Origin of the sequence: Galactobacter valiniphilus, from assembly GCF_003575975.1 — a bacterium.
Lineage (GTDB): Bacteria > Actinomycetota > Actinomycetes > Actinomycetales > Micrococcaceae > Galactobacter > Galactobacter valiniphilus.
Genome location: NZ_QQXK01000029.1, coordinates 1 through 22,900 on the forward strand (window position 1 = coordinate 1; position 22,900 = coordinate 22,900).

Annotated in this window: 25 protein-coding genes; 5 read left to right on the top strand and 20 right to left on the bottom strand. The window is 70.8% G+C overall.

Annotated features, from left to right (window positions below; all coding sequences use genetic code 11):
• A partial coding sequence (locus DWB68_RS12945; protein ID WP_147391677.1) for a transposase occupies positions 1-324 on the top strand: 324 nt, incomplete at its 5' end.
• Positions 325-758: 434 nt separating this feature from the next.
• Here the strand turns inward: DWB68_RS12945 and purL are convergent.
• From purL to gdhA, 6 genes are all read right to left on the bottom strand, one after another.
• Positions 759-3,065 (bottom strand): phosphoribosylformylglycinamidine synthase subunit PurL, encoded by a 2,307-nt coding sequence (gene purL / locus DWB68_RS12950; RefSeq protein WP_119425545.1) that lies wholly within the window; start codon positions 3,063-3,065, stop codon positions 759-761.
• Complete coding sequence (gene purQ, locus DWB68_RS12955) at positions 3,062-3,820, bottom strand: phosphoribosylformylglycinamidine synthase subunit PurQ (protein ID WP_119425546.1); 759 nt, start codon at positions 3,818-3,820, stop codon at positions 3,062-3,064. The genes purL and purQ overlap by 4 nt, the downstream gene beginning before the upstream one ends.
• 7 nt (positions 3,821-3,827) lie before the next feature.
• Positions 3,828-4,085 carry a phosphoribosylformylglycinamidine synthase subunit PurS gene (purS, locus tag DWB68_RS12960; protein ID WP_119425547.1) on the bottom strand — a complete coding sequence of 86 codons (258 nt, stop codon included), beginning with the start codon at positions 4,083-4,085 and terminating at the stop codon, positions 3,828-3,830.
• Positions 4,086-4,387: 302 nt separating this feature from the next.
• Positions 4,388-5,248, bottom strand: a complete 861-nt coding sequence (locus DWB68_RS12965) for an NAD(P)H-binding protein (protein WP_119425548.1) — start codon at positions 5,246-5,248, stop codon at positions 4,388-4,390.
• 185 nt (positions 5,249-5,433) lie between these two features.
• Positions 5,434-6,210, bottom strand: coding sequence for a DUF1761 domain-containing protein (locus DWB68_RS12970; RefSeq protein ID WP_147391678.1), 777 nt, complete (start codon positions 6,208-6,210; stop codon positions 5,434-5,436).
• 33 nt (positions 6,211-6,243) lie between these two features.
• Positions 6,244-7,581 (bottom strand): NADP-specific glutamate dehydrogenase, encoded by a 1,338-nt coding sequence (gdhA, locus tag DWB68_RS12975; RefSeq protein ID WP_119425550.1) that lies wholly within the window; start codon positions 7,579-7,581, stop codon positions 6,244-6,246.
• 225 nt (positions 7,582-7,806) lie between these two features.
• Between gdhA and DWB68_RS12980 the strand changes: the two genes are divergently transcribed.
• Entirely contained in the window at positions 7,807-8,187 is a 381-nt protein-coding gene (locus DWB68_RS12980) for a hypothetical protein (protein ID WP_119425551.1), read from the top strand.
• Positions 8,188-8,288: 101 nt separating this feature from the next.
• Positions 8,289-8,651, top strand: coding sequence for a YchJ family protein (locus tag DWB68_RS12985; RefSeq protein WP_158588315.1), 363 nt, complete (start codon positions 8,289-8,291; stop codon positions 8,649-8,651).
• 130 nt (positions 8,652-8,781) lie between these two features.
• Here DWB68_RS12985 and DWB68_RS12990 read toward each other — a convergent pair whose 3' ends face one another.
• The 4 genes from DWB68_RS12990 to DWB68_RS13005 all read right to left on the bottom strand — a co-directional run bounded on the left by DWB68_RS12990 (position 8,782) and on the right by DWB68_RS13005 (position 11,692).
• Entirely contained in the window at positions 8,782-9,375 is a 594-nt protein-coding gene (locus DWB68_RS12990) for a Type 1 glutamine amidotransferase-like domain-containing protein (RefSeq protein WP_199700457.1), read from the bottom strand.
• Between the two features lie 62 nt (positions 9,376-9,437).
• The gene (locus DWB68_RS12995; protein WP_119425553.1) at positions 9,438-10,166 is read right to left on the bottom strand and encodes a DUF3159 domain-containing protein; all 729 of its coding nucleotides are present in this window, start codon (positions 10,164-10,166) and stop codon (positions 9,438-9,440) included.
• Positions 10,167-10,299: 133 nt separating this feature from the next.
• A complete protein-coding gene (locus tag DWB68_RS13000; protein WP_119425554.1) occupies positions 10,300-10,422 on the bottom strand; it encodes a ribosomal protein bL36 in 123 nt (40 codons plus the stop codon).
• Between the two features lie 82 nt (positions 10,423-10,504).
• Positions 10,505-11,692: a winged helix-turn-helix domain-containing protein gene (locus DWB68_RS13005; protein WP_233548809.1), complete on the bottom strand. Its 1,188-nt coding sequence runs from the start codon at positions 11,690-11,692 to the stop codon at positions 10,505-10,507.
• 184 nt (positions 11,693-11,876) lie between these two features.
• On the opposite strand from DWB68_RS13005, the gene DWB68_RS13010 reads away from it, so the two are divergent.
• The gene (locus tag DWB68_RS13010; protein ID WP_119425555.1) at positions 11,877-12,095 is read left to right on the top strand and encodes a hypothetical protein; all 219 of its coding nucleotides are present in this window, start codon (positions 11,877-11,879) and stop codon (positions 12,093-12,095) included.
• Between the two features lie 70 nt (positions 12,096-12,165).
• On the opposite strand, the gene DWB68_RS13015 is transcribed toward DWB68_RS13010, so the two are convergent.
• The 3 genes from DWB68_RS13015 to DWB68_RS13025 all read right to left on the bottom strand — a co-directional run bounded on the left by DWB68_RS13015 (position 12,166) and on the right by DWB68_RS13025 (position 15,422).
• The gene (locus DWB68_RS13015; protein WP_119425556.1) at positions 12,166-13,737 is read right to left on the bottom strand and encodes a Na+/H+ antiporter; all 1,572 of its coding nucleotides are present in this window, start codon (positions 13,735-13,737) and stop codon (positions 12,166-12,168) included.
• 180 nt (positions 13,738-13,917) lie between these two features.
• Entirely contained in the window at positions 13,918-14,367 is a 450-nt protein-coding gene (locus DWB68_RS13020; RefSeq protein ID WP_119425557.1) for a hypothetical protein, read from the bottom strand.
• Between the two features lie 146 nt (positions 14,368-14,513).
• The gene (locus tag DWB68_RS13025; RefSeq protein WP_119425558.1) at positions 14,514-15,422 is read right to left on the bottom strand and encodes a 3-methyladenine DNA glycosylase; all 909 of its coding nucleotides are present in this window, start codon (positions 15,420-15,422) and stop codon (positions 14,514-14,516) included.
• A gap of 63 nt (positions 15,423-15,485) precedes the next feature.
• Here DWB68_RS13025 and DWB68_RS13030 point away from each other — a divergent pair, with 63 nt between their 5' ends.
• Complete coding sequence (locus tag DWB68_RS13030) at positions 15,486-16,655, top strand: hypothetical protein (protein ID WP_119425559.1); 1,170 nt, start codon at positions 15,486-15,488, stop codon at positions 16,653-16,655.
• A 65-nt stretch (positions 16,656-16,720) separates the two neighbouring features.
• Here the strand turns inward: DWB68_RS13030 and DWB68_RS13035 are convergent, their stop codons facing one another.
• The 7 genes from DWB68_RS13035 to DWB68_RS13060 all read right to left on the bottom strand — a co-directional run bounded on the left by DWB68_RS13035 (position 16,721) and on the right by DWB68_RS13060 (position 22,801).
• The gene (locus DWB68_RS13035; RefSeq protein ID WP_119425560.1) at positions 16,721-17,575 is read right to left on the bottom strand and encodes a class I SAM-dependent methyltransferase; all 855 of its coding nucleotides are present in this window, start codon (positions 17,573-17,575) and stop codon (positions 16,721-16,723) included.
• Between the two features lie 200 nt (positions 17,576-17,775).
• The gene (locus tag DWB68_RS13040; protein WP_119425561.1) at positions 17,776-19,182 is read right to left on the bottom strand and encodes an aspartate ammonia-lyase; all 1,407 of its coding nucleotides are present in this window, start codon (positions 19,180-19,182) and stop codon (positions 17,776-17,778) included.
• A 276-nt stretch (positions 19,183-19,458) separates the two neighbouring features.
• Positions 19,459-19,671, bottom strand: a complete 213-nt coding sequence (locus DWB68_RS17190) for a hypothetical protein (RefSeq protein ID WP_407645705.1) — start codon at positions 19,669-19,671, stop codon at positions 19,459-19,461.
• An 84-nt stretch (positions 19,672-19,755) separates the two neighbouring features.
• Positions 19,756-19,908: a hypothetical protein gene (locus DWB68_RS17195; protein ID WP_325048568.1), complete on the bottom strand. Its 153-nt coding sequence runs from the start codon at positions 19,906-19,908 to the stop codon at positions 19,756-19,758.
• A gap of 40 nt (positions 19,909-19,948) precedes the next feature.
• Positions 19,949-20,404 carry a hypothetical protein gene (locus tag DWB68_RS13050; protein ID WP_119425562.1) on the bottom strand — a complete coding sequence of 152 codons (456 nt, stop codon included), beginning with the start codon at positions 20,402-20,404 and terminating at the stop codon, positions 19,949-19,951.
• 109 nt (positions 20,405-20,513) lie between these two features.
• A complete protein-coding gene (locus tag DWB68_RS13055) occupies positions 20,514-21,179 on the bottom strand; it encodes an ABC transporter ATP-binding protein (RefSeq protein ID WP_119425582.1) in 666 nt (221 codons plus the stop codon).
• Positions 21,180-21,268: 89 nt separating this feature from the next.
• Complete coding sequence (locus DWB68_RS13060) at positions 21,269-22,801, bottom strand: ABC transporter permease (RefSeq protein WP_119425563.1); 1,533 nt, start codon at positions 22,799-22,801, stop codon at positions 21,269-21,271.
• Between the last annotated feature and the right edge of the window lie 99 nt (positions 22,802-22,900).

The window sequence follows — 22,900 nt, forward strand, 5'->3', positions numbered from 1 at the left end:
GAGGTGTTCGTCGCGTGGCAGTGCGCCCAGCAACTGCGTTCCGCCTACCACCAGAAGGACCTCGCCGAGGGGCGGCGGATCGCCGAGAAGGTCGTCGACACATTCCACACCTGCCCGATCCCCGAGATCGCCCGCCTTGGCCGCACCCTCCGCCGCTGGCGGGCTGCGTTCCTGGCCTACTTCACGACCGGACGATCATCGAACGGCGGAACTGAGGCCGTGAACGGGATCATCGAGCTTCACCGCCGCCTCGCCCGCGGCTTCCGCAACCAGCACAACTACCGGCTCCGCATGCTCCTCGCCGCCGGCGGCCTCACCCCATGACCCCCACCGGATGTCCGAAGAGCCCGAAAAGCCGCCGTTGACGTCGAACGGGTTGAACGTCGTCGTGGTGGGGGCGGCCGAAGCCGCGGTGGCGACGACGGCGAGGCTGGCGGTGGCCAGTCCGGCCACGCCGAGAAGCGCGCCAGCACGGGCGCGAAGCGACCAAGTCATGGCGATTCTCCGGGGGTTGAATCTCCGCGGGAGGAGCACGCGACCGGGGGGACCGCGCAACCGTGACACTCTATGCCAACTACGGACGGACACGCACTGATCGTGACCAAAACTACGCAGAACATCCGTTCGTTTGCTGTGTCAACTACCGAACCATCGTGCAACCCTCTCACACAACGCAAAGCGAAAGGCCCGCCCTCCGCACCGCGAACGGTGCAAGAGAGCGGGCCTCCAGCACCGCGGCCAGGCCGCGGCACCCACGATCAGCCGAAGTGCTTGGCGAGCGTGGCCGTGTTGGCCTCGCGCAGCTCCTCGACGGGCACGGAGAACAGGTCCTGGACGTCCAGGGCACCGGACTCGGCCTCGACAACACCCAGGCGCAGGGCCGGGTAGTTGCGCATGCCCACCATGTCGGCGAAGCGCTCCTCCTCGGCACGCGGCACGGCCACGAGGGCGCGGCCCTGGGACTCGGAGAAGAGCGCCGTGAAGGCGTCCACCCCGTCGCGGTGCAGTAGCGGCTCCAGGTTCACGCGGGCGCCCACACCGTGGCGCAGGACCATCTCGGACAGGGCGGCGGCGAGGCCACCCTCGGAGAGGTCGTGCGCGGCGTCGAGCATGCCGTCGCGGGAGGCCGCGATCAGGATCTGACCCAGGGTCTTCTCGGCCTGCAGGTCAACCTTGGGCGGCAGGCCGCCCAGGTGGCCGCGCAGGTTCGCGAACTCGGAGCCGTCCAGCTCGTCGCTCGTGGTGCCCAGCAGGTAGATGGCCTCGCCGTCGTGCTCCTCGCGCCAGCCCGAGGGCGTGCGGCGGGAGACGTCGTCGAAGCGGCCAAGCACGCCCACCACGGGGGTGGGGTGGATCGCCGTGGAGCCGGTCTGGTTGTACAGCGAGACGTTGCCGCCCGTGACCGGGACCTGCAGCTCGAGGCACGCGTCGGACAGGCCGTCGATGGCCTGCACGAACTGCCACATGACCTCGGGATCCTCGGGGGAGCCGAAGTTCAGGCAGTCGGTGACGGCCATCGGCACGGCGCCAGTCGTGGCGACGTTGCGGTAGGATTCGGCCAGCGCCAGCTGGGCGCCCGCGTAGGGATCCAGGTAGGCGTAACGGCCGTTGGCGTCGGTCGCCAGACCCACGCCCATGCCCGTGGCCTCGTCGACGCGAACAACGCCCGCGTCGTCGGGCATCGCCTGGGCGGTGTTGCCGCCGACGTAGCGGTCGTACTGGTTGGTGATCCAGGACTTGTCGCAGAGGTTCGGCGAGGCGATGAGCTCCAGCAGCGACGAGCGCAGCTCGTCGCCGGAAGCCGGCAGCGAGGCGCCGGCCGCGGAAGAGCGGAAGGTGTCGGCCTGCAGCGCGTCCTGGCGGGCCGGGCGCGTCTGCGGGCGATCGTAGGTGGGGCCGTCGTGGGCCACCGAGCGCGGATCGACGTCGACGATCGTCTCGCCGTCCCACGTGATGATGAGGCGACCGGTGTCGGTGACCTCGCCCAGCCAGGAGTACTCCACGCCCCACTTGGCCATGACGGCCTCGAAGGCGGCGGACTTCTCCGGCGTGACGACCGCCATCATGCGCTCCTGCGACTCCGACATGAGGATCTCGCCGGGGGTCAGGGTGGGGTCGCGCAGCAGCACGTCGGTGAGCTCCACCTGCATGCCGCCGTCGCCGTTGGAGGCCAGCTCCGAGGTGGCGCAGGAGATGCCCGCGGCGCCCAGGTCCTGGATGCCCTCGACCAGCTCGGCCTTGAAGAGCTCAAGGCAGCACTCGATCAGGACCTTCTCGGCGAAGGGATCGCCCACCTGCACCGCGGGGCGCTTGGAGGGCTTGGTGTCGTCGAAGGACTCGGAGGCCAGCACGGAGGCGCCGCCGATGCCGTCGCCGCCCGTGCGGGCGCCGAAGAGCACCACGCGGTTGCCCACGCCGGAGGCGTTGGCGAGGCGGAGGTCTTCGTGACGCAGCACGCCGACGGCGAGGGCGTTCACGAGCGGGTTGGCCTGGTAGACCTCGTCAAAGACGGTCTCGCCGCCGATGTTCGGCAGGCCAAGGGAGTTACCGTAGCCGCCGATGCCGGAGACGATGCCGTGCACCAGGCGGGCGGTGTCCGGGTGATCGATCGCGCCGAAGCGCAGCGGATCCATGACGGCCACGGGGCGGGCGCCCATGGAGATGATGTCGCGGACGATGCCACCGATGCCGGTCGCGGCGCCCTGGTAGGGCTCCACGAAGGACGGGTGGTTGTGGGACTCGACCTTGAAGGTCACGGCCCAGCCGTCGCCCAGGTCGGTCACGCCGGCGTTCTCGCCGATGCCGACCATCATGTCCTTCTTCATCGCCTCGTCCAGTTTGGCGCCGAACTTCTTGAGGTGGATCTTGGAGGACTTGTAGGAGCAGTGCTCGCTCCACATGACCGAGTACATCGCGAGCTCGGCGGCGGTGGGGCGGCGGCCCAGCAGATCAACGATGCGCTGGTACTCGTCCTGCTTCAGGCCAAGCTCGGCCCACGGCTGCTCTTCGCCCGGGGTTGCCGCGGCGTTCTCGACCGTGTCGATGTTGAACTTCTGCGCGCTCACTTGGAGGCCTCCAGGAGGTGCTTGATGACGGAGGTGAAGAAGTAGATGCCGTCGGTGCCCGTGTGGTCGGGGCCGAAGCCCTTCTCCACGGCGTGCTCCGGGTGCGGCATGAGGCCCACGACGTTGCCGGCCTCGTTGGTGATGCCGGCGATGTTGTTGCGGGAGCCGTTGGGGTTCAGGCCCTCGTAGCGGAACACCACGCGGCCCTCGGCCTCGAGCGCGTCCAGCGTCTTCTGGTCGGCCACGTACTGGCCGTCCTGGTTCTTCAGCGGGATGGTGATGGTCTGGTCCTGCTCGTAGAGGCCGGTCCAGCGGGTGTCCACGTTCTCCACCTTGAGCTGCTGATCGCGGCAGATGAAGTGCAGGTGGTTGTTCTTGATCATGGAGCCGGGCAGCAGGTGAGACTCGGTCAGGATCTGGAAGCCGTTGCAGATCCCCAGGACGGGCAGCTTGGCGTCGGAGTTCGCTGCGTCCACGATCTTGTCCATCATGGGCGCGAAGCGGGCGATGGCGCCGGCGCGCAGGTAGTCGCCGTAGGAGAAGCCGCCGGGGATGATGACGGCGTCCACGTCCTGCAGGGAATCGTCCGCGTGCCACAGCGGCACGACCTCGGCGCCGGCGATGCGCGCGGCGCGGGCGGCGTCGCGGTCATCGAGGGTGCCCGGGAAGGTCACCACGCCGATCTTGACGCCGGAGTTCGGGAACGTGGGCAGGGTGTTGTCCACGAGGAACGGGAATTCGACGGTGCGAGGCATCAGGGCCTCACTCGGCGTCGGCGACGACGGTGACGGCGACGACGTCCTCGATCACCGGGTTAGAGAGCAGCGTGGCGGCGGCCTCGCGGGCCTGGGCCAGGATCTCTTCGGTCACCTCGCCGTCCACGGTGAGCTCAAAGCGCTTGCCCTGGCGAACGCCGGAGAAGGCGGTGAAGCCGAGTCGGGGCAGGGCGCCGACGATGGCCTTGCCCTGCGGGTCGAGAATCTCGGGTTTGGGCATGACGTCGACAACGATCCGGGGCATCAGGGTTCTCCTGGGTACGCATGAGGTGGGTATGCGCGCTAAGAACACCGTGCCGTCTCACGCCGGACGGCGCTCCGCGAGCTTGCCTCGTCAGTCTATCGGGCCGGAGCCCTGGGGCGAACTCGGTGACCTGTGACCCCGGGCAAGGCCCAGGAGGGGCACGTTTTTGGTGCACGACGGCGCGTGGCCGGGTGGGCGGGTGGCAGTGTGTCGGGCGGGCTCTGGCTAGGCGCCGCCCGACGGCGGGTGGCCGGGCTGGGAGCCCGCCACCCGCCGTCGGGCACTGTTCAGTGCTGAGCAGCTCAGTGCTGTGCCGCCGCGACGAGCTGCGGCATGGTGAGCGGCTCGCGGCCCTGCAGGAGCAGGCGCAGCGGCTCGGACGGGGCGTCCAGCTGACCGGCGGCGATGCTCGCGTCGATCTGCGCGCCAAAGCGGGCACCGCCCTCGGGCACCCCGGCGGCAACGGCGCGCTCGACGAGCTCGGCCGGCGTGACGTCGCGGGCCAGGATCTGCTGTCCGGCCAGCGCCGAGACCTCGGAGGCGAACTCCTGCATGGTCCAGCCGGGCCCGGCGAGCTCCCAGACGACCTCGTCGGCGGTGTCGTTGACGAGGGCAAAGGCGTCGGCGGCGGCGAAGTCCCCGCGCACGGCGGTGGCAAGCGTGGCGCCGCCCGTGGCGGTCACGATCTCGCGCTGGGCCACGTACTGCGGGATCTGGCTCGTGTAGTTCTCGGTGTACCAGCCGTGGCGCAGGAGCGTGTGCGGCAGCCCGGTGTCGGCGATCATCCGCTCCGTGGCGAGGTGCTCCTCCGCGAGCGGATTGGTGCTGAAGTCGGCCCACAGGATGGACGTGTAGGCGACGCGGGCCACCCCGGCGCCGCGCGCCGCGTCGAGCACGTTGGTGTGTTCCTCGAGGCGGCGGCCCACCTGGTTGCCGGAGATGAGCAGGAGCCGGTCCACGCCCTGCAACGCCTCGTAGAGGGCCTCGGGGTTGCCGTAGTCGGAGGCGCGCGTGGTGACGCCGAGCGGCTCGAGTTCGGTCAGCTTGCGGGGATCCCGGGCGATCGCGACGATGTCGCCCGGCGCAACGTCCAAGGCGATCAGGGCGTCGAGAACCAAGCGTCCAAGCTGGCCCGTGGCGGCGGTGACGGCGTACGTGGTCATGGGGACCCCTTCCACGAATGACAGGTACTCGTGATCCTGCCCCGCCGCGCCCGCGCCGCCAAGGGGCCCCGGGAGAACTCCCCGGGATCAGGAAATCGACGGGAGATTGTCGATCAGGCTTTTCTCACGTCGATTTCTTGATTTCCGGCGGTCGGAGCATCGTGGGCCGCGGCCACGTGGGTTCGTCAGCCCCCGACGACTTGGACGTACTGATCGAGCCCGGCCGGCTCCCACAGCCCGATGATGAGGCACATGACGGTCACGGTGGCGAACTCGTTGAGGGCAGCGAGCCACGTGTGCTTGCCGCGCGAGGGCCCAAAGAGGTCGTGGACGAAGAAGCGCAGGGCGGTGAGCCCGAACCACAGGATCCAGCCCGTGAGGAGCACATTCCAGAGGAAGGAGCCGCCGTAGAAGAGGTAGGAGAGGTAGCCAGCCCCGGCGAGGATCCAGGCGGTGACGAAGGACGCCGCCATGGCCGCCGGATAGATCCACACGGGGCCGGATTCGACCGACTCCTCCGTGTGCCCCACGGCCGCCATCCAGCGCGTTCCGAGCACCTTGCGGTGGTAGAAGACGAAGCCCACCACCATGGAGGAGACCATCGCAGCGAGCACGGCCCAGTAGTTGATGAGCGGCGTCGTCGGAACGGCGAGGTTCACCGCCAGAAGTTCGTTCATGGCCAGAGCGTAGGGCGCGCGCCGCGGCTTGTCAGCCCGCCACGAAGCCGACGTCGCCCCCCCACCCAGCCCGCCCGGCGCCCACAACCCGATGATGAGCGCCATGACCGTCATGATGAGGAACTCGTTGAGCACGGTGTGGACGGTGACCTTGAAGCCGACGAACAGGATCCAGCCCGTCAGCAGCACGGCGAGGTAGTTGACGGGCGGGGTCGACGCCATCGGCGCGAGTCGTTCAGCGAGGACCGTGGCGCGATCGTCGGCCGCGGCGCGGGCCCAAGTCAAGCAAGCGTCGGGCACTGAAAAGCTGGCTCTAGATCAGATGATGCCCTGGGCGATCATCGCGTCGGCGACCTTGGTGAAGCCGGCCACGTTGGCGCCGAAGACGTAGTCGCCGGGCTTGCCGTAGGTGTCGGCGGCGGCGAGGCAGGTCTCGTGGATGCCGACCATGATGTCGGTCAGGCGGGTGACCGTGTGATCGAACGTCCAGGAGTCGCGCGAGGCGTTCTGCTGCATCTCCAGGGCGGAGGTGGCAACGCCGCCGGCGTTGGCGGCCTTGCCGGGGCCGAAGAGCACGCCGGCCTCGCGGAACGCGGACACGGCCTCCGGGGTGGAGGGCATGTTGGCGCCCTCGGAGACGGCCCACACGCCGTTCTTGATGAGCGTCGCGGCGTCGGCGCCGGTGAGCTCGTTCTGCGTGGCGCAGGGCAGGGCGATGTCGGTCGGCAGGTCCCAGATGGAACCGCCGGTGACCACGCGCGCGCTGGGGCGCTGGGCGGCGTAGTCGGCGATGCGGCCGCGCTGCACCTCCTTGACCTCGCGCAACAGGGCCAGGTCGACGCCGGCCTCGTCCACGATGTAGCCGGAGGAGTCCGAGAACGCCTGGACCGTGGCGCCGAACTGCTGGGCCTTTTCCACCGCGTAGATCGCCACGTTGCCGGAACCGGACACGGTGACCTTGGCGCCGTCGAAGGACTTGCCCTTGGTCTTGAGCATCTCGTTCGCGAAGATCACGGCGCCGTAGCCCGTGGCCTCGGTGCGGGCGCGGGAGCCGCCCCAGGTCAGGCCCTTGCCCGTCAGGACGCCGGACTCGTAGGAGTTGGTGACGCGGCGGTACTGGCCAAACAGGTAGCCGATCTCGCGGCCGCCCACGCCGATGTCGCCGGCCGGGACGTCGGTGTACTCACCGATGTGGTTGGCGAGCTCGGTCATGAAGGACTGGCAGAAGCGCATGACCTCGGCATCGGACTTGCCGTGCGGGTCGAAGTCGGAGCCGCCCTTGCCGCCGCCGATGGGCATGCCGGTCAGGGAGTTCTTGAAGATCTGCTCGAAGCCGAGGAACTTGATGATGCCGATGTTCACCGAGGGGTGGAAGCGCAGGCCGCCCTTGTACGGGCCCAGGGCCGAGTTGTACTGCACGCGGAAGCCGCGGTTGATCTGCACGCGGCCGGCGTCGTCCACCCACGGCACACGGAAGATGATCTGGCGCTCCGGCTCGCACAGGCGCTCCAGCACGCCGGCCTCGACGTACTCGGGGCGACGGGCCATCACGGGGCCGAGCGACTCGAAGACCTCGGTGACGGCCTGGTGGAACTCCGGCTCGCCGGGGTTACGGCGCAACACGTCCGCATAGATGTTCTCAAGCTGGGTTTCCACTTGTTGTTCTCCTCTAGGTCATGGGTCGAGGGTGAGCCTTCACGGTAGATGGACGCGGTGTTTCAGGATCGTTTCGTGACATGACCGTCCGGACGGTTCAGGCGGGCGGCGTGCAACCCTTGTCGCGCCTGGGCTCGAGGGAGTTTTGGTGGTTTCCGGGCGGTAAAGGAGAGATTTCGTGGCGCGGCCATACCGTCGGGGCCGGGCGCCCACTAGGCTGGGCCCATGGCCAGCAAGGATTCGTCACACCGTTCCGGGCGCCCGCCGGCGTGGTTCTTGATGACGCTCGGGGCGGGGGCGGCCAGCGGCATTGCCTGGCTCGTGGCCAGGTATCGGCGTGACCGCCTCGTGGCGGAGGCGGGGGCCGTGGCCCACCCGCACGACGACGCCCTGCCGACCTCCGCGGCCGAGGCCGCCGAGGCGGCGGTCACCGGGGTGCCCGCCGCCTCTTCCGCGGGCCCGGTTCCGGGCCCGTATGACTCGGCCTCCGCCGCCGAGCGGTCGTCTGAGCGTGCCGTTGACGGCGTCGCCGATGAGTCCGACGGTTCCGCTGCCGGAGACGATCCCGCCGATGGCGCCGGGGCCCAGGGCGGGCCCGCGGCGTGAGCGGAGCATGGATCGACGCGCCCTGCCCGTGCGGCGGCGGCGCTCTGGGGTCTGCGTGTTGCGGGCGGTACCTGGCCTCGGCTCACGGTGAGCTCGCCCTGATGTCGTTGCGTGCGGGGGATCAGCGCGTGGCCCGCGCGGTGGAGGGGGACGGCGCCCCGACGGCCGAGGCCCTCATGCGCAGCCGTTACACGGCCTTCGCGGTGCTGGACGCCGCGTACCTGCTGGCGACCTGGCACGCGTCCACGCGCCCGGTCGAGCTGGAGCTCGATCCCGGCATGGTGTGGAAGCGACTCCTGATCCAGGACACGGTGGCCGGCGGCGCAGCGGATGCGAGCGGCGTCGTGGAGTTCACCGCGGTGTACCAGGACGAGGACGGCCGCGGCCGGCAGACCGAGCGCAGCAACTTCACGCGCGAGGGCGGGCGTTGGTTCTACGTCGACGGGCAGCTCGGCGGGGCCTAAGCGCCGCCCAACTCCAGTGCCGCGAGCCGTTCCTCGTGTGCGCCATCAGGCGTGCGCGTGATGCGGGCGGCCACGCCGCCCGGCACCTCGGCGACCACGCGCTCCAGGCGAGCATCGACCCAGACGGCCGCTACGCCGTCGTCCAGCGCGAGGGTGTCCGGGAGACGCCCCCCGCCACGCATTCGAGGAGCGCTTCGCGGCGGCCCGGTTCGCCCAGGTAGTGAGGGCAGGCGCCGCCGGGCAGGAAGCCGAGGCCGTCCGTCAGCGGCGCAAGCGGGCCGTAGGAATCGGTGGAGCTGGCCTCGAACCAGCAGTTCATGCCGGCGCTGATGCCGGCCAGGATGGTGCCGCGGGAGGCGGCCTCCCGCAGACGGTCCACGACCCCGTGCTGACGCCACAGGCTGAGCAGGTTGGCGGTGGAGCCGCCGCCCACGTAGACCACGTCTTGCTCAAGGAGCATCGACGGGTCGCGATAGCCGTAGGGGCTCATGTTGAAGAGGCTGAGCACGCTCGTCTCGGCGCGTTCCGCCGGGAAGGCGGCCTCGAAGCGTTCGCACGCGCTGGCGGCGTCGCCGCTGGCCGTGGGAACAAAGCACACCCGGGGGCGCCGCGCGCCGCTCAGGCTCAGGATGAGGTCGTCGATCCGCGAGGTGCCGTCGGGGGACATGAGGAAGCCCCCTCCGCCGAGGGTGACGATGGTGCCGTGCTGGAGCTGTTCAACCATGCCCGGCACGCTATCAGCGCCGACTTGCTGGGCGCCGGGCCGGGGGAGGAGCGTGCCGCGGGCTAGGCCGCCGGCACCTGCGGGTGGCGCACGCCGGGGTGGCCGGCCGGGATGTTCTTGAACAGTACCCAGCCCGAGACGGCCAGGCACACGAGGATCAGCGGGTACGTCAGCGCCGCCTGCGCGATGCCGAGCGCCGTGGTGGACCCGGCCAGGTAGAGCGCGCCGAAGACGAGAATGCGGACCACGTACTGGCCCACCCACACCCACGAGGCGCGCGTGTAGGCGCGCAGGAGCACGGGATCCTTGCGCCACGTGGTCTTGGTGCCGATGATCGTGCCAAGCACCACGCCCAGTAGCGGCCAGCGGATCACGTTGGCTGCCGCCCAGGCCAGCGCGCTCGCGGCATTAGAAAGCAGGCGCAGCAGGAAGAAGTCGGCGGCGTTGCCCGTGCGGCCGGCGATGAGCGCCGAGACCACCACGAGCAGCAGGCCCATGACCACGGCGCGGGGCTTGTCGCCGCGCACGAAGCCGAGGATGGCGACCACGATGGCGCCCGCTACGGCCGCGCCGCAGGCCCACCACAGGCTGTGGTTGCTCAGCATCCAGCCCAGCACGAAGGCGATGGGAGGCACCGACGCCTCGAGCGCGGCCTTGCCGCCGCCGAGGAGCTGGGAGAGCGACTCGCGCTGGGCCGGCTGGGTGGCCGGGGTCGCTTCACTGCCCGACGCCGCGGTGGCGGCTTCGGGGGAGTGCTCGGGTTCGCGCTGGGGGGCAGGGCTCGCGCTCATGCCGCCATTCTATTTGGCTACGGCCGTGTACCGAAAAGCCGTGGCCGGGCTCACCCGGGCTGGGCTCCACGCGATTCCTTCAATTCCACGCGGGGATCGCAGTGGAGCTGAAGGATGCGTGTGGAGCGGCCCCTTAGCCCTGGCGGGCCTTAAGGCGGGGGTGGAGCTTGTTGATGACCATGGTCTTGCCGCGGCGGCGGACGACCTGGGCGCCGGGCGCCTGCTTGAGCGCGCGGAGGGAACTGCGGACCTTCACGAGGGCCTCCTTGTTGAGAATCGTTCTTGTTAGTGATCTCAACGCGGGGAGGCTTCCGCAGTATTCCCATCCGGGCATGGACTCAGAGCGCGAGCGGCAGGTTCCCCCGCCCGCTGACGCGGATCTCGGTGAGGCCCTGCCAGGCCGCGGCCTGGCGCAGGAGTCTCGCCGCGACGTCGGGCGTTTGCAGGGGTGCGCCCGGCTCCTGCCAGGCGGCCTGGACGAGGAGCGCGCCGGCGGCGCGGTCCGCCTTCAAGTCGATGCGCCCGGCGAGGCGGCCGCCGACCATGAGCGGGAGGCAGTAGTAGCCGAAGACGCGCTTGGGGGCCGGCGTGTAGATCTCGATGCGGTAGTGGAAGTCCCACAGGCGCTCGGCACGCGGGCGGAACCAGACGAGCGGGTCGAAGGGCGTGAGCAGGGCGTCGGGTGCCAGGCGCGCCGGGAGCTTGGCGTCGCGGTGCATCCAGGCAGCCTCCGGCTTGCCGCCGCGCGTGGTCCACCCCTGGACGGCGACCGGGACGAGGACGCCCTCCTCCTGGAGCTGGGCGACCTGGCTCTTGACGGTGCTCGGCTTGAAGCGGTGGTAGTCGGCGAGGTCCGCCAGGGTGCCGACGCCGAGGCTGCGCGCCGCGCGCTCGAGGAGGGTGAGCTTAGCGCTGTCCGCGTCCACCTCGCCGAGGGCCTCGCGCGGCAGGACGTCCTCGGCCAGCCCGTAGACGCGCTGGAAGCCCTTGCGGCCGGCCACCGCCACCTCACCGGTCGCGAAGAGCATCTCGACGGCGCGCTTGGTCTCGCTCCAGCCCCACCACGTGCCGCGGCCTGCGCGGGGCTCGTGTTCGAGGGAGTTGGCGGTCTGCGGGCCCTCGTCGCGAAGTCGCTCCTTCACGCGGGCCGCGGCCGGGGCGAGCTCCTCGGCCAGCCCGGCGTAGCGCTCGCGGAAGCGGGCCATGCGCGGGGCGAACAGGGGGCGGTCCTCGACGGGGAGGAGCGCCGCCTCGTGCGCCCAGTACTCGGTGTAGCGCCCGCTCTCCCAGAGTTCCTTGTCCAGGGCCGCGTGCTCGTAGACGCCGTGGCGGGAGTGCACCGGCATGTAGTGGCTGCGGCTAAAGACGGTGACCGAGTCGATCTGCAGCACGTGCAGGGCGCCGAGCGCGGGGTCGAACGGGCGGCGCTGGCGCAGCTTGGGGGTGCCGCCACCGAAGCCCTGGGATGCGAGGGCGATGCGGCGGGCCTGGGCCGCGGAGAGCTCGAGGGGGTGGGGCGTACTCACTCTCGGAAGGGTACCGAAGGGGGCCGACGTCGCGGCGAGCGGGGGGTGAGGCAGGGAGGTTCTGCAGCACCGGCTTGGAGTGCGAAATGCGCTCAAGAGGACCCGCTTGAGCGCATTTCGCACTCCAAGTTGTTGGAGTCAGGCCCCCTTGCCCCTCGCGCACGGCGCCGGAGAGAATCCCGGCATGGGATCGCCCGGTGGATTCGAGTTTCGCGTGCGCGGCGAGGACGTCGTCATCACGCACCACGGCAAGCCAGCCACGGTGCTGCGGGGGCGAAGGGCCGCGGAGTTCCTCGACGACGCACAGCGCGGCGATGCGCAGGAGCTCATGGCCCGCGTCACGGGCAACTACCGCCGCGGCAACGAGCGCACGGCCAAGCAGCACCCGCGCAACCGGGCCTAGGGTGCGCCCGACCCGTCCGCCCGGCGTCACCACGCGCCGTCGTGCACCTGCCAACAAAACGCGCGGGGACCTAGCGGTCCAGCGTCACGGTGCGCAGATCCAAACGCCGCAGCACCCGGTCCACGGCCTCGGGGTCCATGCCCTTCTGCTTGCGGGCGGCGAGCACCTCGCGGCGCGCTGCGTCCATGGCCTCGTGCTGGACGGCGTCCATGGCCTCCAGCACAGCCTTGATCTTGAGCATCTTCTCCGGGTCGTCGGAGTAGTCGGCCTCGAGGATCGAGTGCAGGGAGGAGAGGCGGCGCTCCAGGGCGGCGCGGCGCTTCTCGGGCAGTGCGGCGGCCGCCTCGGAGTTGCGGATCGTCTCGATGGCGACGCGCTCGGCGCGGCGGGCGAGCTGGCGCTCCTGGCGTGCCTCCTCGGCGTCGTGCACGGCGAGCTTGAGCGACTTCATGAGGCTCGGCAGCGTCAGGCCGGGCAACACGAGGGTCACGAGCAGCACGCCGGCCGCCGCGGTGACGATGAAGTTGCGGTCGGGGAACGCGTCCCCGGCGTTGGTCGTGAGCGGGAGGGCGAGCGCGAGGGCCAGCGTGGCCAGGCCGCGCATGCCGCACCACGTCAGGACCAGCACGTCCTTCATGGAGCCGGGCGTGCGCGCCTTGGACTCCGTGCCCCCGAACTTGTAGATGAGCCAGAACCACGCGAAGCGCACCAGCACCACCACGACGCAGACGGCGATCACGCCGGGGATGAAGCGCAGGATGTCGCGCCCCTCGTCCTGCAGCACGTACCGCATCTCCATGCCGACCAGGCCGAACGCGGCGCCCGTGGTGAGCAGCTCCACGACGGCCCAGAAGGACTGTCGCGTGAGGCGTTCCTGCGAGTCCTGGGCGCGGGCGCGGCGGCCCATCTCCAGGGCGGTGACGACCACGGCCACGACGCCGGAGGCGTGCACCTCCTCGGCCAGGATGTAGACGGCGTACGGCGCCACGATGGTCACGGCGGAGCGGGCCACCATGTTTGGCACGAAGCGGTTGAGCCAGCCGACCAGCCACGCGACCACGAAGCCGAGCACCACGGCGATCGCGGCGCTCATGATGAACTGCAGCACGAGCCACGCGTCCACGCCCGTGCCCTTGACGGTGGCCTGCACGGCGACGGTGTAGATGACGATCGCGATCGCGTCGTTGAAGAGGCCCTCGGTCTGCAGCAGGGCCAGCAGGCGCCGCGGCATGGAGACCTTGCCGGCCACGGATTCCACGGCGACCGGATCCGGCGGCGCCACGAGCGCGCCGAGGGCGAGGGCGCCCGTGAAGGTCAGGGTCGGGACGATCCAGTTCGCCACGCCGGCCACCGCAAACGCGGTGACGGCCACGAGGGCCACGGCGAGCAGGATGAGCGACTTCCAGCGCACGCGGAACACTGACCAGCTGGAGCGCTGGGCGGCCGCGAAGAGCAGCGGGGGAAGGAAGATCGGGAGGATCAGTTCGGGTTCGATGTGGATTTCGGGCAGGCCGGGGACCAGCGCCAGCGCTGCCGAAAACAGCAGCATCAGCACGGGATACGGCAAGCGAAGTCGCTCGCCCACCCCCACCATGAGGACCGTGCCGAACAGCAGCGCGATCAGGAGGACCATGAATTCCATCAGTTATCGACCCCTTCTACCCTTGGGTCCATTCTTCCAGGTGGGGGTTTCGCCTCAGTTTCGTGACGCGCTTTCACGCGCTCGGCGCAATAAATAAGGCAGCTGGCGTAGTGCGTGGCAGGCCCGATGCACGACGGCGCGCGCTCGCCTGGGGCGCGCGGGCGCCGGCCGCGCGCGGGGCTAGTTCCCCTGCTTCTGCGTGCTGCAGGTGACGGGCTGACCGGGCCCCGCCGCGGCGCTGAGGAACTCGTTGCCGTCCACGCGCACCACGCAGGAGAGTGAGGTCTTGCTGCTGGCGGGGGCGGCCGTGACGTCGATGCGCGAGCCCTTCGTCACCGTGGTCTCGGTCTGCCACATCGCCGCGTCCTTGCCCTCGACCGGGGTGAGCGGGACCGTGCCCATGTTCGCGCGCACGCTGGACTTCCCCGGGGCGGGCGTCGTGTAGTAGGCCACCGCGCTGATCTGGCTCAGGTTCTCGCCCGTCGCCACGATCTTGTACGTGACGGCCTGCGCCGGGGCGTCGGAGGCCGGCTCGGAGCAGGCGGCCAGGCCGGCGAGCAGCGCGGCGGAGGCGCCAAGGACGGCCAGGGAACGGGCGGCAACGGTGGAACGGGGCACGGCGAAACGCATGCCCTCCAGTCTGCCACCGAAGCCTGAACGCGGCGGCCGCCCAGGGGCGTGCTCGCTTTCTCACTGCCTCCGCGACTTCCTCACCCCGTCGGCGCTTTCTCACCGGGATCGGCTCGGTGAGAAGACGCGGAGGGGGTGACACGTGGTCAGGGCAGCAGCCCCGCAGTGCGCAGCTCACCGAGCAGCCGGGCCCGCAGCTCGGCGGCCTCCTCGGCGAAGCCGCGCTGCGCCGCCACGTACGCTGCCTTGCCCTCCGGCTCCTCGATGCGGATGGGCTCGTAGCCCCAGTCGGCGAGGTCGTAAGGGGAGGCCTGCATGTCCATGGCCCGCACGCGCCAGGAGAGCTCGAAGCACTCGGCGACGAGTTCGGAGCTGACCGCCGGAAGTAGCTTGTACGCCCACTTGTAGAGGTCCATGTTGGCGTGCAGGCAGCCGGGCTGCTCGAGGTCCCGCTGCGTCTCGCGCGTCGGTTTCAGCTGGTTCAGCGGCACGGCTTCGGGGGAGTAGAAGCGGAAGGCGTCGAAGTGCGTGCAGCGGATCTGGTGCGCCTCCACGACCTCGTCCGTCCCGGCCGCCCCGAGGCGCAGCGGCAGGTAGGCGTGACGCACGCCGTGAACGTCGGAGCGATAGGTCATGGCCCACTCGTGCAGGCCGAAGCACGCGAAGTTGCCCGGCCGAGCGGCCGTCCCCACGAGGATCGCGCCGGCGAAGCTCACCATCGAAGCACGGTCGCGCGCGAACGCCTCCACATCGGCGCACACGCCGGGCGTCCCGGCGCCGTCGGCGTCCTCGATGACCCGGTAGTGCTTCCAGGCGCCGCGCTCGGCCACGGCCTCGGCGCCCAGCAGCACCACGCCGGCGCCCGGGTGCCAGCGTTCAAGCTGGCCGGGTGTTAGCGAGTAGTACGTGAAGAGGAAGTCGTGGACCGGGTGCGGCTTCGCGGCGCTGCGGCGCTCGCGATACGGCTGCGTGAACACGGCCATCCGCTCCGCGTGGGCGGCCTCGGCGGCACGCCACTGCTCGGGCGCGAGCAGGGTGAGGGTGGCGGAGGGCATGGCATCATGATCCCATGTGGGTGGGGGACGGCCCGCACCGGGCCGCAGGGGGGAGGGGGCGGCATGCTCCGCATCGTCTTCTTCGCCGCGCTCGGCCTGCTGGCGGGGGCCGGCGTGGCAACGCTCGCTGGGCCGAGCGGCGCCGGCATCTGGGCCTTCCCGACCGGGCTCACGGTGGCGATCCTCGCTGCCGTGCTGGGCGGCATCTCGCGCAGCGCCGGCTCCGGAGGGCTGGGCGGCCCTGATCCCGAACTCATCGCCGCCGCCCGCCGCGCCGACCGCCTGGGCCTCGCTCGCGTCGACGTGTTCCACACGAGCGGCATCGAGGTGAACGGCCGCCCGCTCCTGAAGCTCGAGGTCACGGTCCTGCCCCGCAGCCGCGCCCCGTTCCGCACCACGGCCAGGCCCCTCGTCTCCCCGCTGCTCGCCGGGCGGTATGCACCCGGCTCGCTTCACGTCGTCGCGCTCCTCACGCCCGACGGCGCCGAGCTGGCCTTCCTGGACGACGACCCGTCCCAGCCGCCGTGGGCCCGCATGCGGGTGCCCGAGGCGAGCGGCGTGGGTGCGCCGGTCGCCCCACGCCGGGGCAAGATCCGCCCGGACGGGACCGTCCGGCGCCCGCTGCTGAGCGGATCGGGCGGCGGGCTGTGGTGGCGCGCCCCGTTGTATCTGCTGGCCTTTGCAGCCGGCGCGGTGGCGGTGATCTACCCGTACCGGGCGGCGGTGGTGCAGAGTGCGCAGTCACTGCGGGCCGGCGACGGTCTGCACCCCAATCTGCTCCACGAGCCCCATCTGAGCCAGGGGATCCGGGAGCTCGCGAACCGCTCGGGCTCGCCCGTCGCGAGCGAGGTGGTGGTGCGGGCCGAACGCATCGACGCCGAGATCCCTCTCGTGCCCGGGCAGAAGGCAAGCGACGACTGGGCCTACGCCCGCGGCAGCGTGGATCACCGCGGCGCCTCCACCATCCAACCCGAGCGCGCCCAGGAGCAGTTCAGGCTCGATGCGGTGGCGTGGGACAAGCTGGAGCCGCTCGTGGAGCGGGCCGCCCGCGAGTCGGGCCTGCCGATCGAGAGCGCCCTCGTCTCCGTGCGACGGAACGCGAATACCGATATCGAGACCGAGTCGTTTGGGCGCCAGGTGGGGCCCGTCAAGATCACGATCGTCCTGCGCAACGACTACGGCAGCGCCTTCTTCACGGCGGACGCGAAGGGCGGCTCGTTCAAGCAGCGCTGAGCGTGCTGAGCGGGCTGAGCGGGCTGAGCGGGCTGAGCCGGCGGCGCGCCAGCGCCCGCTCCGGTTCACTCGGGCCTGCGCGCAACGAGCGTGAGCGTGAGGGGGAGCGACGCCGCGGCGTCGCCTTCCAGCACGTAGTCGCCGGCCGCGTCCCGCGGCATGCCGGGGAAGATCTCCCACGGGATCGAGCGTCCCTCGTCCATGAACTCGAGGCGCAGCCCAGCGCCGATCAGCGCGTTGACCGTCTCGGAGATCGGGTGGGACCACTCGTAGGTGACGGAGTGGTTCACCTCGCCGGGGCCCGCGTAGGTCGTCGAATCGTCCCAGCGTTCGGCCTCGGGGCCGCGGAAGTACCTGAAGCGCGGGGTGAGCCGCTCGGGCTGATCCGGGTCGAAGGTCAGCGCGAAGGGGTGCGAGTCGCGGAAGTAGAAGACCCCGCCCGGGCGGAGGAGGGCGTGGATCTCGCGGGCCCACGCCTCGAGGTCGTCGAGCCAACCGATGGTGCCGATGGAGGTGTAGACCACGTCAACCTGCCCTCCCACGGCCGCCGCGGCGTCGTACACGCTCGCCTGCACGAAGCGGGCGTCCGCGCCCGCGGCGCGGGCCAGCTCGGTGGCCGCCGCGACGGCCCGCGCGGAGAAGTCCACGCCGATCACGCTGGCGCCGCGCCGGGCCAGGGACACCGAATCGGTGCCGATGTGGCACTGCAGGTGAACCAGGCTTTGCCCCGTCAGCGGCCCGGCGAAGCGCTCCAGCACCGGCGCGTCCTGCGCCACCACGGTGGAGAGGTGGGCCGGGTCCTCGAAGGCCGCGAGGCCGTAGTGCTCCAGGTGCAGCGGGACGCGGTCGTCCCAATTGGCCCGGTTGGCGGCATAGGCCGCCTCCGGATCCACCTCTTCGTAGCGGAACTCCTCGGTCACGGCGCCTCCTGGAAGCTGTCGGGAACCCCATCCCACCACGCGCCGAGTGCGCGAACCCGGCCCCGCGCCGTCGGGCCCTCCCGAGCCCACCAACGCCAAACGGCGCGATCGCTTCAGAACGGCCCGAAGACTGCGGCAGTTCTGAAGCGATCGCGCCGTTTCAGCGCGGGGCGCGCGGGGCGCGCGGGGCGCGGCGGGGATTACTCGCCGGCGACCGTGTGGCCCGTCGCGGCGGCGAGGGCCTGCTTGATCGTCTCGGCGTCGAGGACGCCGTCCTCGATCGCGAGCTCCAGCAGGCCGCGCTTCTCGTCCAGCGCGCGGTGCATCAGCTCGGCCGACTTGGCGTAGCCGATGAGCGGCGAGAGCGCCGTGACCACGGAGACGGACTCGGCGACGCGGCGCGCGAGCAGCTCCTCGTTGGCCGTGATGCCCACGACGCACTTGGTCTCCAGCGTGGCGCACGCGTTGGTCAGCGACTCGACGGCGTCGAAGAGGACATCGGCCATGACGGGCTCGAAGGCGTTGAGCTGCAGCTGGCCGGCCTCCACGGCAAACGCCACGGTGTTGTCGGCGCCGACGATGCGGAAGGCGACCTGGTTGACGACCTCGGGGATCACGGGGTTGACCTTGCCGGGCATGATCGACGAGCCGGCCTGGACGGCGGGCAGGTTGATCTCGCCGAAGCCGGCCTGCGGGCCGGAGGAGAGCAGGCGCAGGTCGTTGCAGATCTTGGAGAGCTTGATCGCCGCGCGCTTCAGGGCGCCGGAGATCAGCACGAAGACGCCGGTGTCGGAGGTCGCCTCGATGAGGTTGGCGGCGCCGATGATGTGGATGCCGGTGATGTCGGCGAGGGCCTTCAGGACCAGCGGGCGGTACTCGGGCAGCGCCGTGATGCCGGTGCCGATGGCCGTGGCGCCCAGGTTGAGCTCAAGCAGGTTCGGGGAGAGCGTCTCCAGGAGCAGGGAGTCCTCGGAGAGGGTGTCGGCAAACGCGCCGAACTCCTGGCCCAGGGTCATCGGCACGGCGTCCTGCAGCTGCGTGCGGCCGATCTTGGTGATCTGCGCGAAGTCCTGCGCCTTGACACGGAAGGCCTGCTGGAGGGAGACATGCGAGGTGAGCAGCGGCTCCATGGACTTGTACAGGGCCAGCTTGAGGGCCGAGGGGTACACGTCGTTGGTGGACTGCGCGCGGTTCACGTGGTCGATCGGGTCCACGTAGCCCATGGGCTGGCCCAGGATCTGGGCGGCGCGGTGCGCGATGACCTCGTTGGCGTTCATGTTGGTGGACGTGCCGGCGCCGCCCTGGACGCGGTCGATGGGGAACTGATCGTCCCACTTGCCGTCCATGACCTCGACGGCGGCCGCCTCGATGGCGCCTGCGCGCTCGTCGTCCAGCTCGCCGAGCTGATTGTTGGCGCGGGCCGCGGCCAGCTTGATCGCTCCGAGCGCCCACACGAGGTGGCGCACGCCGCCGATGGGGCGGCCGGTGATGGGGAAGTTCTCCATGGCGCGCAGGGTGCTAATGCCCCACAGCACGTCGTTGGGCACCTCGCGGCTGCCCAGAGAATCCTTTTCGACACGGGTTCCTGCGGTGGCAGGGGTGGTCATCGTTGCTCCTGTTGATGTCCGTGATTCGTGTCCGCCCGGGGCGTCATGGAGGGGGCGGCGCGTCGCCATTGACGCGGTGGGTTTCGCGCTCGCGAACGGCCCACGCCACCACCCTAGCCCGGGGTCAGACCACAGCGCATATCGCGCTTCACCCCCTGGGCCCGGGGACCCGGAAAAGTGCCCGACGCCGCCTGCTCACGTGAGCGGCCGGCGTCGGGTCAGGGTGCCGGGCGGGCTGGGTGCCGAGCGGGCTGGGTACCGGAGCGCCCAGGGAGCCTAGCTGGCCTGGCCGGCCGCCTTGCGCACGAGGGCGGCGATCTCCGCGGCGACCTCGTCGTCGATGTCCAAGAGCGCGCGGTCCGTGGCCCACATCTTGCCCTCGTCCAGCAGGGCGCCCTGCTCGAAGCCGAGGGTCGCGTAGCGGGCCTTGAACTTGGCGGCCGGCTTGAAGAACACGGCGGCCTTGCCGTCGCGGGCCCACGTGGGCATGCCGTACCAGGTCTTCGGCGCCAGCTCGGGGGCGACCTCGGCGACGATCTGTGCGATGCGCTCGGCAAGCTCGCGATCCTTGCCCTACATGGACTCGATCGCGTCGCGGTTGTCCTGCGCCTCGGCCGCCGCTTTGTCGGCGTCCTTGGCGCGCTTGGCCTCGGCGCGCAGCTCGGCGGCGCGGGCCTTGGCTGCTGCCTTCTCTTCGGCGCTCAGGCCGGGATTCTTCTCGCTCATGCGGGGAATCCTGCCACCGATGCCCACCGCACGCGCGCGCTCACGACGCGGGAAGCGGCTCGGCTGCCTGGCGCACCAGCTCGGCGATGCGCTGGCGCGTGTTGGGGCCCATCCCGGTGAGGGCGAAGGAGGTGGGCCAGAACTCGCCGTCGTCCAGCGGGGCGGCCGGATCGAAGCCCAGGGTGGGGTAGCGGGTCTTGAACTTCAGGGCCGGCTGGAAGAAGAACACCGTCTTGCCGTCGCGGGCCCACGCCGGCATCCCGTACATCGTCTTGCGGGTGAGGTGGGGTGCCTCGGCGGCCACGATCTCGCCCAAGGCGAGCAACAGCTTGCGGTCCGGGCCCTCGGTGGCGGCCAGCGCGTCGTCGTACGCCGCGGCCTCCGCCGCGAGCTTGTCCTCGGCCTTCTTGGACCGCGCCTCGGCGCGCAGCTCGGCGGCGCGGGCCTTGGCGGCTGCCTTCTCTTCGGCGCTCAGGCCGGGGTTCTTCTCGCTCATGCGCCCGATCCTGCCAGTTGGCGGCGTCGCCCGGCACCCCGAAGGGGCAAGGGGCGTGGGGCCGACGACGCACCTCGCCGGCCCCACGCCCCTCACCTCGGCGCCCCGGCTACTTCTCCGTGAGCTTGCCCCCGGAGATGTGCAGCCGGCGCTCCGCGCGGCGGGCCACGGCGGAGTCGTGCGTGACCATGACGATGGTCAGGCCCTCGCGCCACAGCGACTCGAAGAGGCCCATGATGTCGTCCCGCGTTGCCTCGTCGAGGTTGCCGGTCGGCTCGTCGGCGAGGAGGACCTGCGGGCGCTTGGCCAGTGCGCGGGCGATGGACACGCGCTGCTGCTGGCCGCCGGAGAGCTCGCCGGGCAGGTGATCGCCGCGGTCGGCGAGGCCCACGGAGGCCAGGGCCTCGGCGGCGCGCTGCTTGCGCTCTTCGGGCTTCGGGCCCAGCGGAGCCAGGCCCATCTCCACGTTCTCCTGGGCGGTGAGAGTGGGGATCAGGTTGTAGTGCTGGAAGACGAAGCCGAGCTGCTTGGCGCGGACGTCGGCGAGCTTGCGGTCGCCCAGCTTGGAGATCTCCTGGCCGTCCAGGATCACCGTCCCCGAGGTGGGGCGGTCCAGCGCCCCGAGCATCTGCAGCAGGGTGGTCTTGCCGCCGCCCGTGCTGCCCTGGATGGCGACCAGCTGGCCGCGGGGGATTTCTAGGGTCACGCCGGCGAGGGCGTGCACGGTGCGGCCCTTCTGCTGGTAGGTCTTCTTGACGTCGGTGAGGGCGAACATGGGACCCGCGGGCTGCGCGGCCGGTTGTGCCAGTTCCACCGTGGTGGTCTCGGTCATGTCTTGTCCTTAGAAAGAGGTGGTGCCGCGGCTCAGGCCACGGAGCGGAGGGCCTCGGCGGGGCGCAGGCGTGCAGCTCGCCAGCCGCCGAGCAGGCCGGCCAGCAGGCCGCCGATCACGGCGATGCCCGCGGCGATCGCCATGACCATGGGGGTGAACGGGGCGTTGAGGACGATGTCGGCCGCGGAGGAGGCCGCGCTCGAGGCGCCCTCGGCGCCGGGGCCGCCGCCCGTCGTCGTGCCGGAGCCCCCGGCGCCGCCGGGGCCGCCCTGGCCGCCCATGCCACCGTCCGGGAAGCCCATCCCGGACCCCGTGGAGGCCGAGGCCGTGAGGGTCGGGCCCACCAGGTTGATGATCCAGATGCCCACGAGGCCCACGGCGATGCCGATGACGCCGCCGATGAGTGCCTGCACGAGGGACTCGCCGGCCACCTGCTTCACGATGGAGCCGTTGCGCCAGCCGATCGCCTTGAGCGTGCCGAACTCGCGCGTGCGGCGGGAGACGCCGGAGATGGTCAGCAGCACGGCGAGCAGGAAGGCCACGCCGAGGACGGCGATGGAGAGCCAGGTGCCGAGCGAGGACACGAGGTTGGAGGCCGTGGAGAGCGAACCGGAGACGGTGGAGGCGAGGTCCTCCTGCGAGTTGATCTCCTGATCGGGCAGGGCCTCGGTGAGCGAGGTCTTCAGCGCCGTGATGTTGTTGGAGGACGCGGCCTTCACGTACACCGTCGAGATGGTGTCCTCGGAGCCGGAGAGCGTCTGGGAGAGGTCCAGCGGGATGAAGACGTTGGAGGCGGTCTCGCCGTCGGAGCCCGTGGCCTTCACGAGGCCCACCACGGTGAAGTCCTTGCCGCCCAGGTTGACCTTGTCGCCCACGGCGATGTCCTCGCTTGTGGCGTAGGAGGAGTCCACCACGGCGTTGTACTCGCCGGCGTCGGAGGCGGCCAGCGCGCGGCCGTCGGTAACCTCAACCGAGGAGAGCGGGCCCACGGTCGCGGCGTTCTCGTCCACACCCATGACGGTCATCTGGTTGACGTCGAAGCTGCCGCCGGGGCCGCCGCCCTGGCCCTCGCCGCTCGGCGGCTGCTGGCCCTGGGCGGCGCCGTCTGAAGAGCCGCCGGAGCTGGAGTCGGGGCGCTGGGGGATCTCGCCGGAGAACTCGATGTTGTTCAGCGAGAGGACCGCGGAGGCGGCCTCGACGCCGTCGGTGCCGGTGATGGTGCTCAGCGCCGCGGACTCGAAGGTGCCCGTGCCGCGGCTCGTGGTGAGGCGGCTCTGCGAGAGGGACTGCGTGCCCTCGTCGTCGGTGGTGCCGTCGTCCTCGCCGAAGTCGAAGTTCTGGCGGCCGCCGCCGCCCTCGGTCGGGGCGGCGGGGTCGCTCGTGACGGTGAGGTCGGTGCCCACGCCGTACACGGAGGAGAGCGCCTGCTCCTGCGCGCTCTTCACGCCGGAGGAGAGCGAGTTGACGATGATGACCAGCGCGATGGCCAGGGCCATGGCGACGGCGATGATCGCGGTCTGCTTGCGGCGGCCGGAGAGCTCGCGCCGCAGGTAGCGGAAGAACATAGGGGGTCCCTTCGTGGGCGGCACCATGCCGCCCATCTACCCCAAAAAATTAGGGAGCGCGCGTGTGCACACCGCTGGCCTCCGCTGTGTCCTGACTGT

Bases quoted from the DNA above. Each gene is read 5' to 3' on its own strand.
- DWB68_RS17190 (WP_407645705.1), bottom strand. From the start codon at position 19,671: ATGCCCACGTGGGCCCGCGACGGCAAGGCCGCCGTGTTCTTCAAGCCG.
- purQ (WP_119425546.1), bottom strand. From the start codon at position 3,820: ATGCCTCGCACCGTCGAATTCCCGTTCCTCGTGGACAACACCCTGCCC.
- DWB68_RS13050 (WP_119425562.1), bottom strand. From the start codon at position 20,404: ATGAGCGAGAAGAACCCCGGCCTGAGCGCCGAAGAGAAGGCAGCCGCC.
- DWB68_RS13025 (WP_119425558.1), bottom strand. From the start codon at position 15,422: ATGCCCTCCGCCACCCTCACCCTGCTCGCGCCCGAGCAGTGGCGTGCC.
- DWB68_RS13020 (WP_119425557.1), bottom strand. From the start codon at position 14,367: ATGCGTTTCGCCGTGCCCCGTTCCACCGTTGCCGCCCGTTCCCTGGCC.
- DWB68_RS13015 (WP_119425556.1), bottom strand. From the start codon at position 13,737: ATGGAATTCATGGTCCTCCTGATCGCGCTGCTGTTCGGCACGGTCCTC.
- DWB68_RS13040 (WP_119425561.1), bottom strand. From the start codon at position 19,182: ATGACCACCCCTGCCACCGCAGGAACCCGTGTCGAAAAGGATTCTCTG.
- DWB68_RS12965 (WP_119425548.1), bottom strand. From the start codon at position 5,248: ATGACCACGTACGCCGTCACCGCCGCCACGGGCCAGCTTGGACGCTTG.
- DWB68_RS12985 (WP_158588315.1), top strand. From the start codon at position 8,289: ATGTCGTTGCGTGCGGGGGATCAGCGCGTGGCCCGCGCGGTGGAGGGG.
- DWB68_RS13030 (WP_119425559.1), top strand. From the start codon at position 15,486: ATGCTCCGCATCGTCTTCTTCGCCGCGCTCGGCCTGCTGGCGGGGGCC.
- DWB68_RS12995 (WP_119425553.1), bottom strand. From the start codon at position 10,166: ATGAGCGCGAGCCCTGCCCCCCAGCGCGAACCCGAGCACTCCCCCGAA.
- DWB68_RS13060 (WP_119425563.1), bottom strand. From the start codon at position 22,801: ATGTTCTTCCGCTACCTGCGGCGCGAGCTCTCCGGCCGCCGCAAGCAG.
- DWB68_RS13055 (WP_119425582.1), bottom strand. From the start codon at position 21,179: ATGTTCGCCCTCACCGACGTCAAGAAGACCTACCAGCAGAAGGGCCGC.
- DWB68_RS17195 (WP_325048568.1), bottom strand. From the start codon at position 19,908: ATGAGCGAGAAGAATCCCGGCCTGAGCGCCGAAGAGAAGGCAGCAGCC.
- purS (WP_119425547.1), bottom strand. From the start codon at position 4,085: ATGCCCCGGATCGTTGTCGACGTCATGCCCAAACCCGAGATTCTCGAC.
- DWB68_RS13010 (WP_119425555.1), top strand. From the start codon at position 11,877: ATGGGATCGCCCGGTGGATTCGAGTTTCGCGTGCGCGGCGAGGACGTC.
- DWB68_RS12980 (WP_119425551.1), top strand. From the start codon at position 7,807: ATGGCCAGCAAGGATTCGTCACACCGTTCCGGGCGCCCGCCGGCGTGG.
- DWB68_RS12990 (WP_199700457.1), bottom strand. From the start codon at position 9,375: ATGGTTGAACAGCTCCAGCACGGCACCATCGTCACCCTCGGCGGAGGG.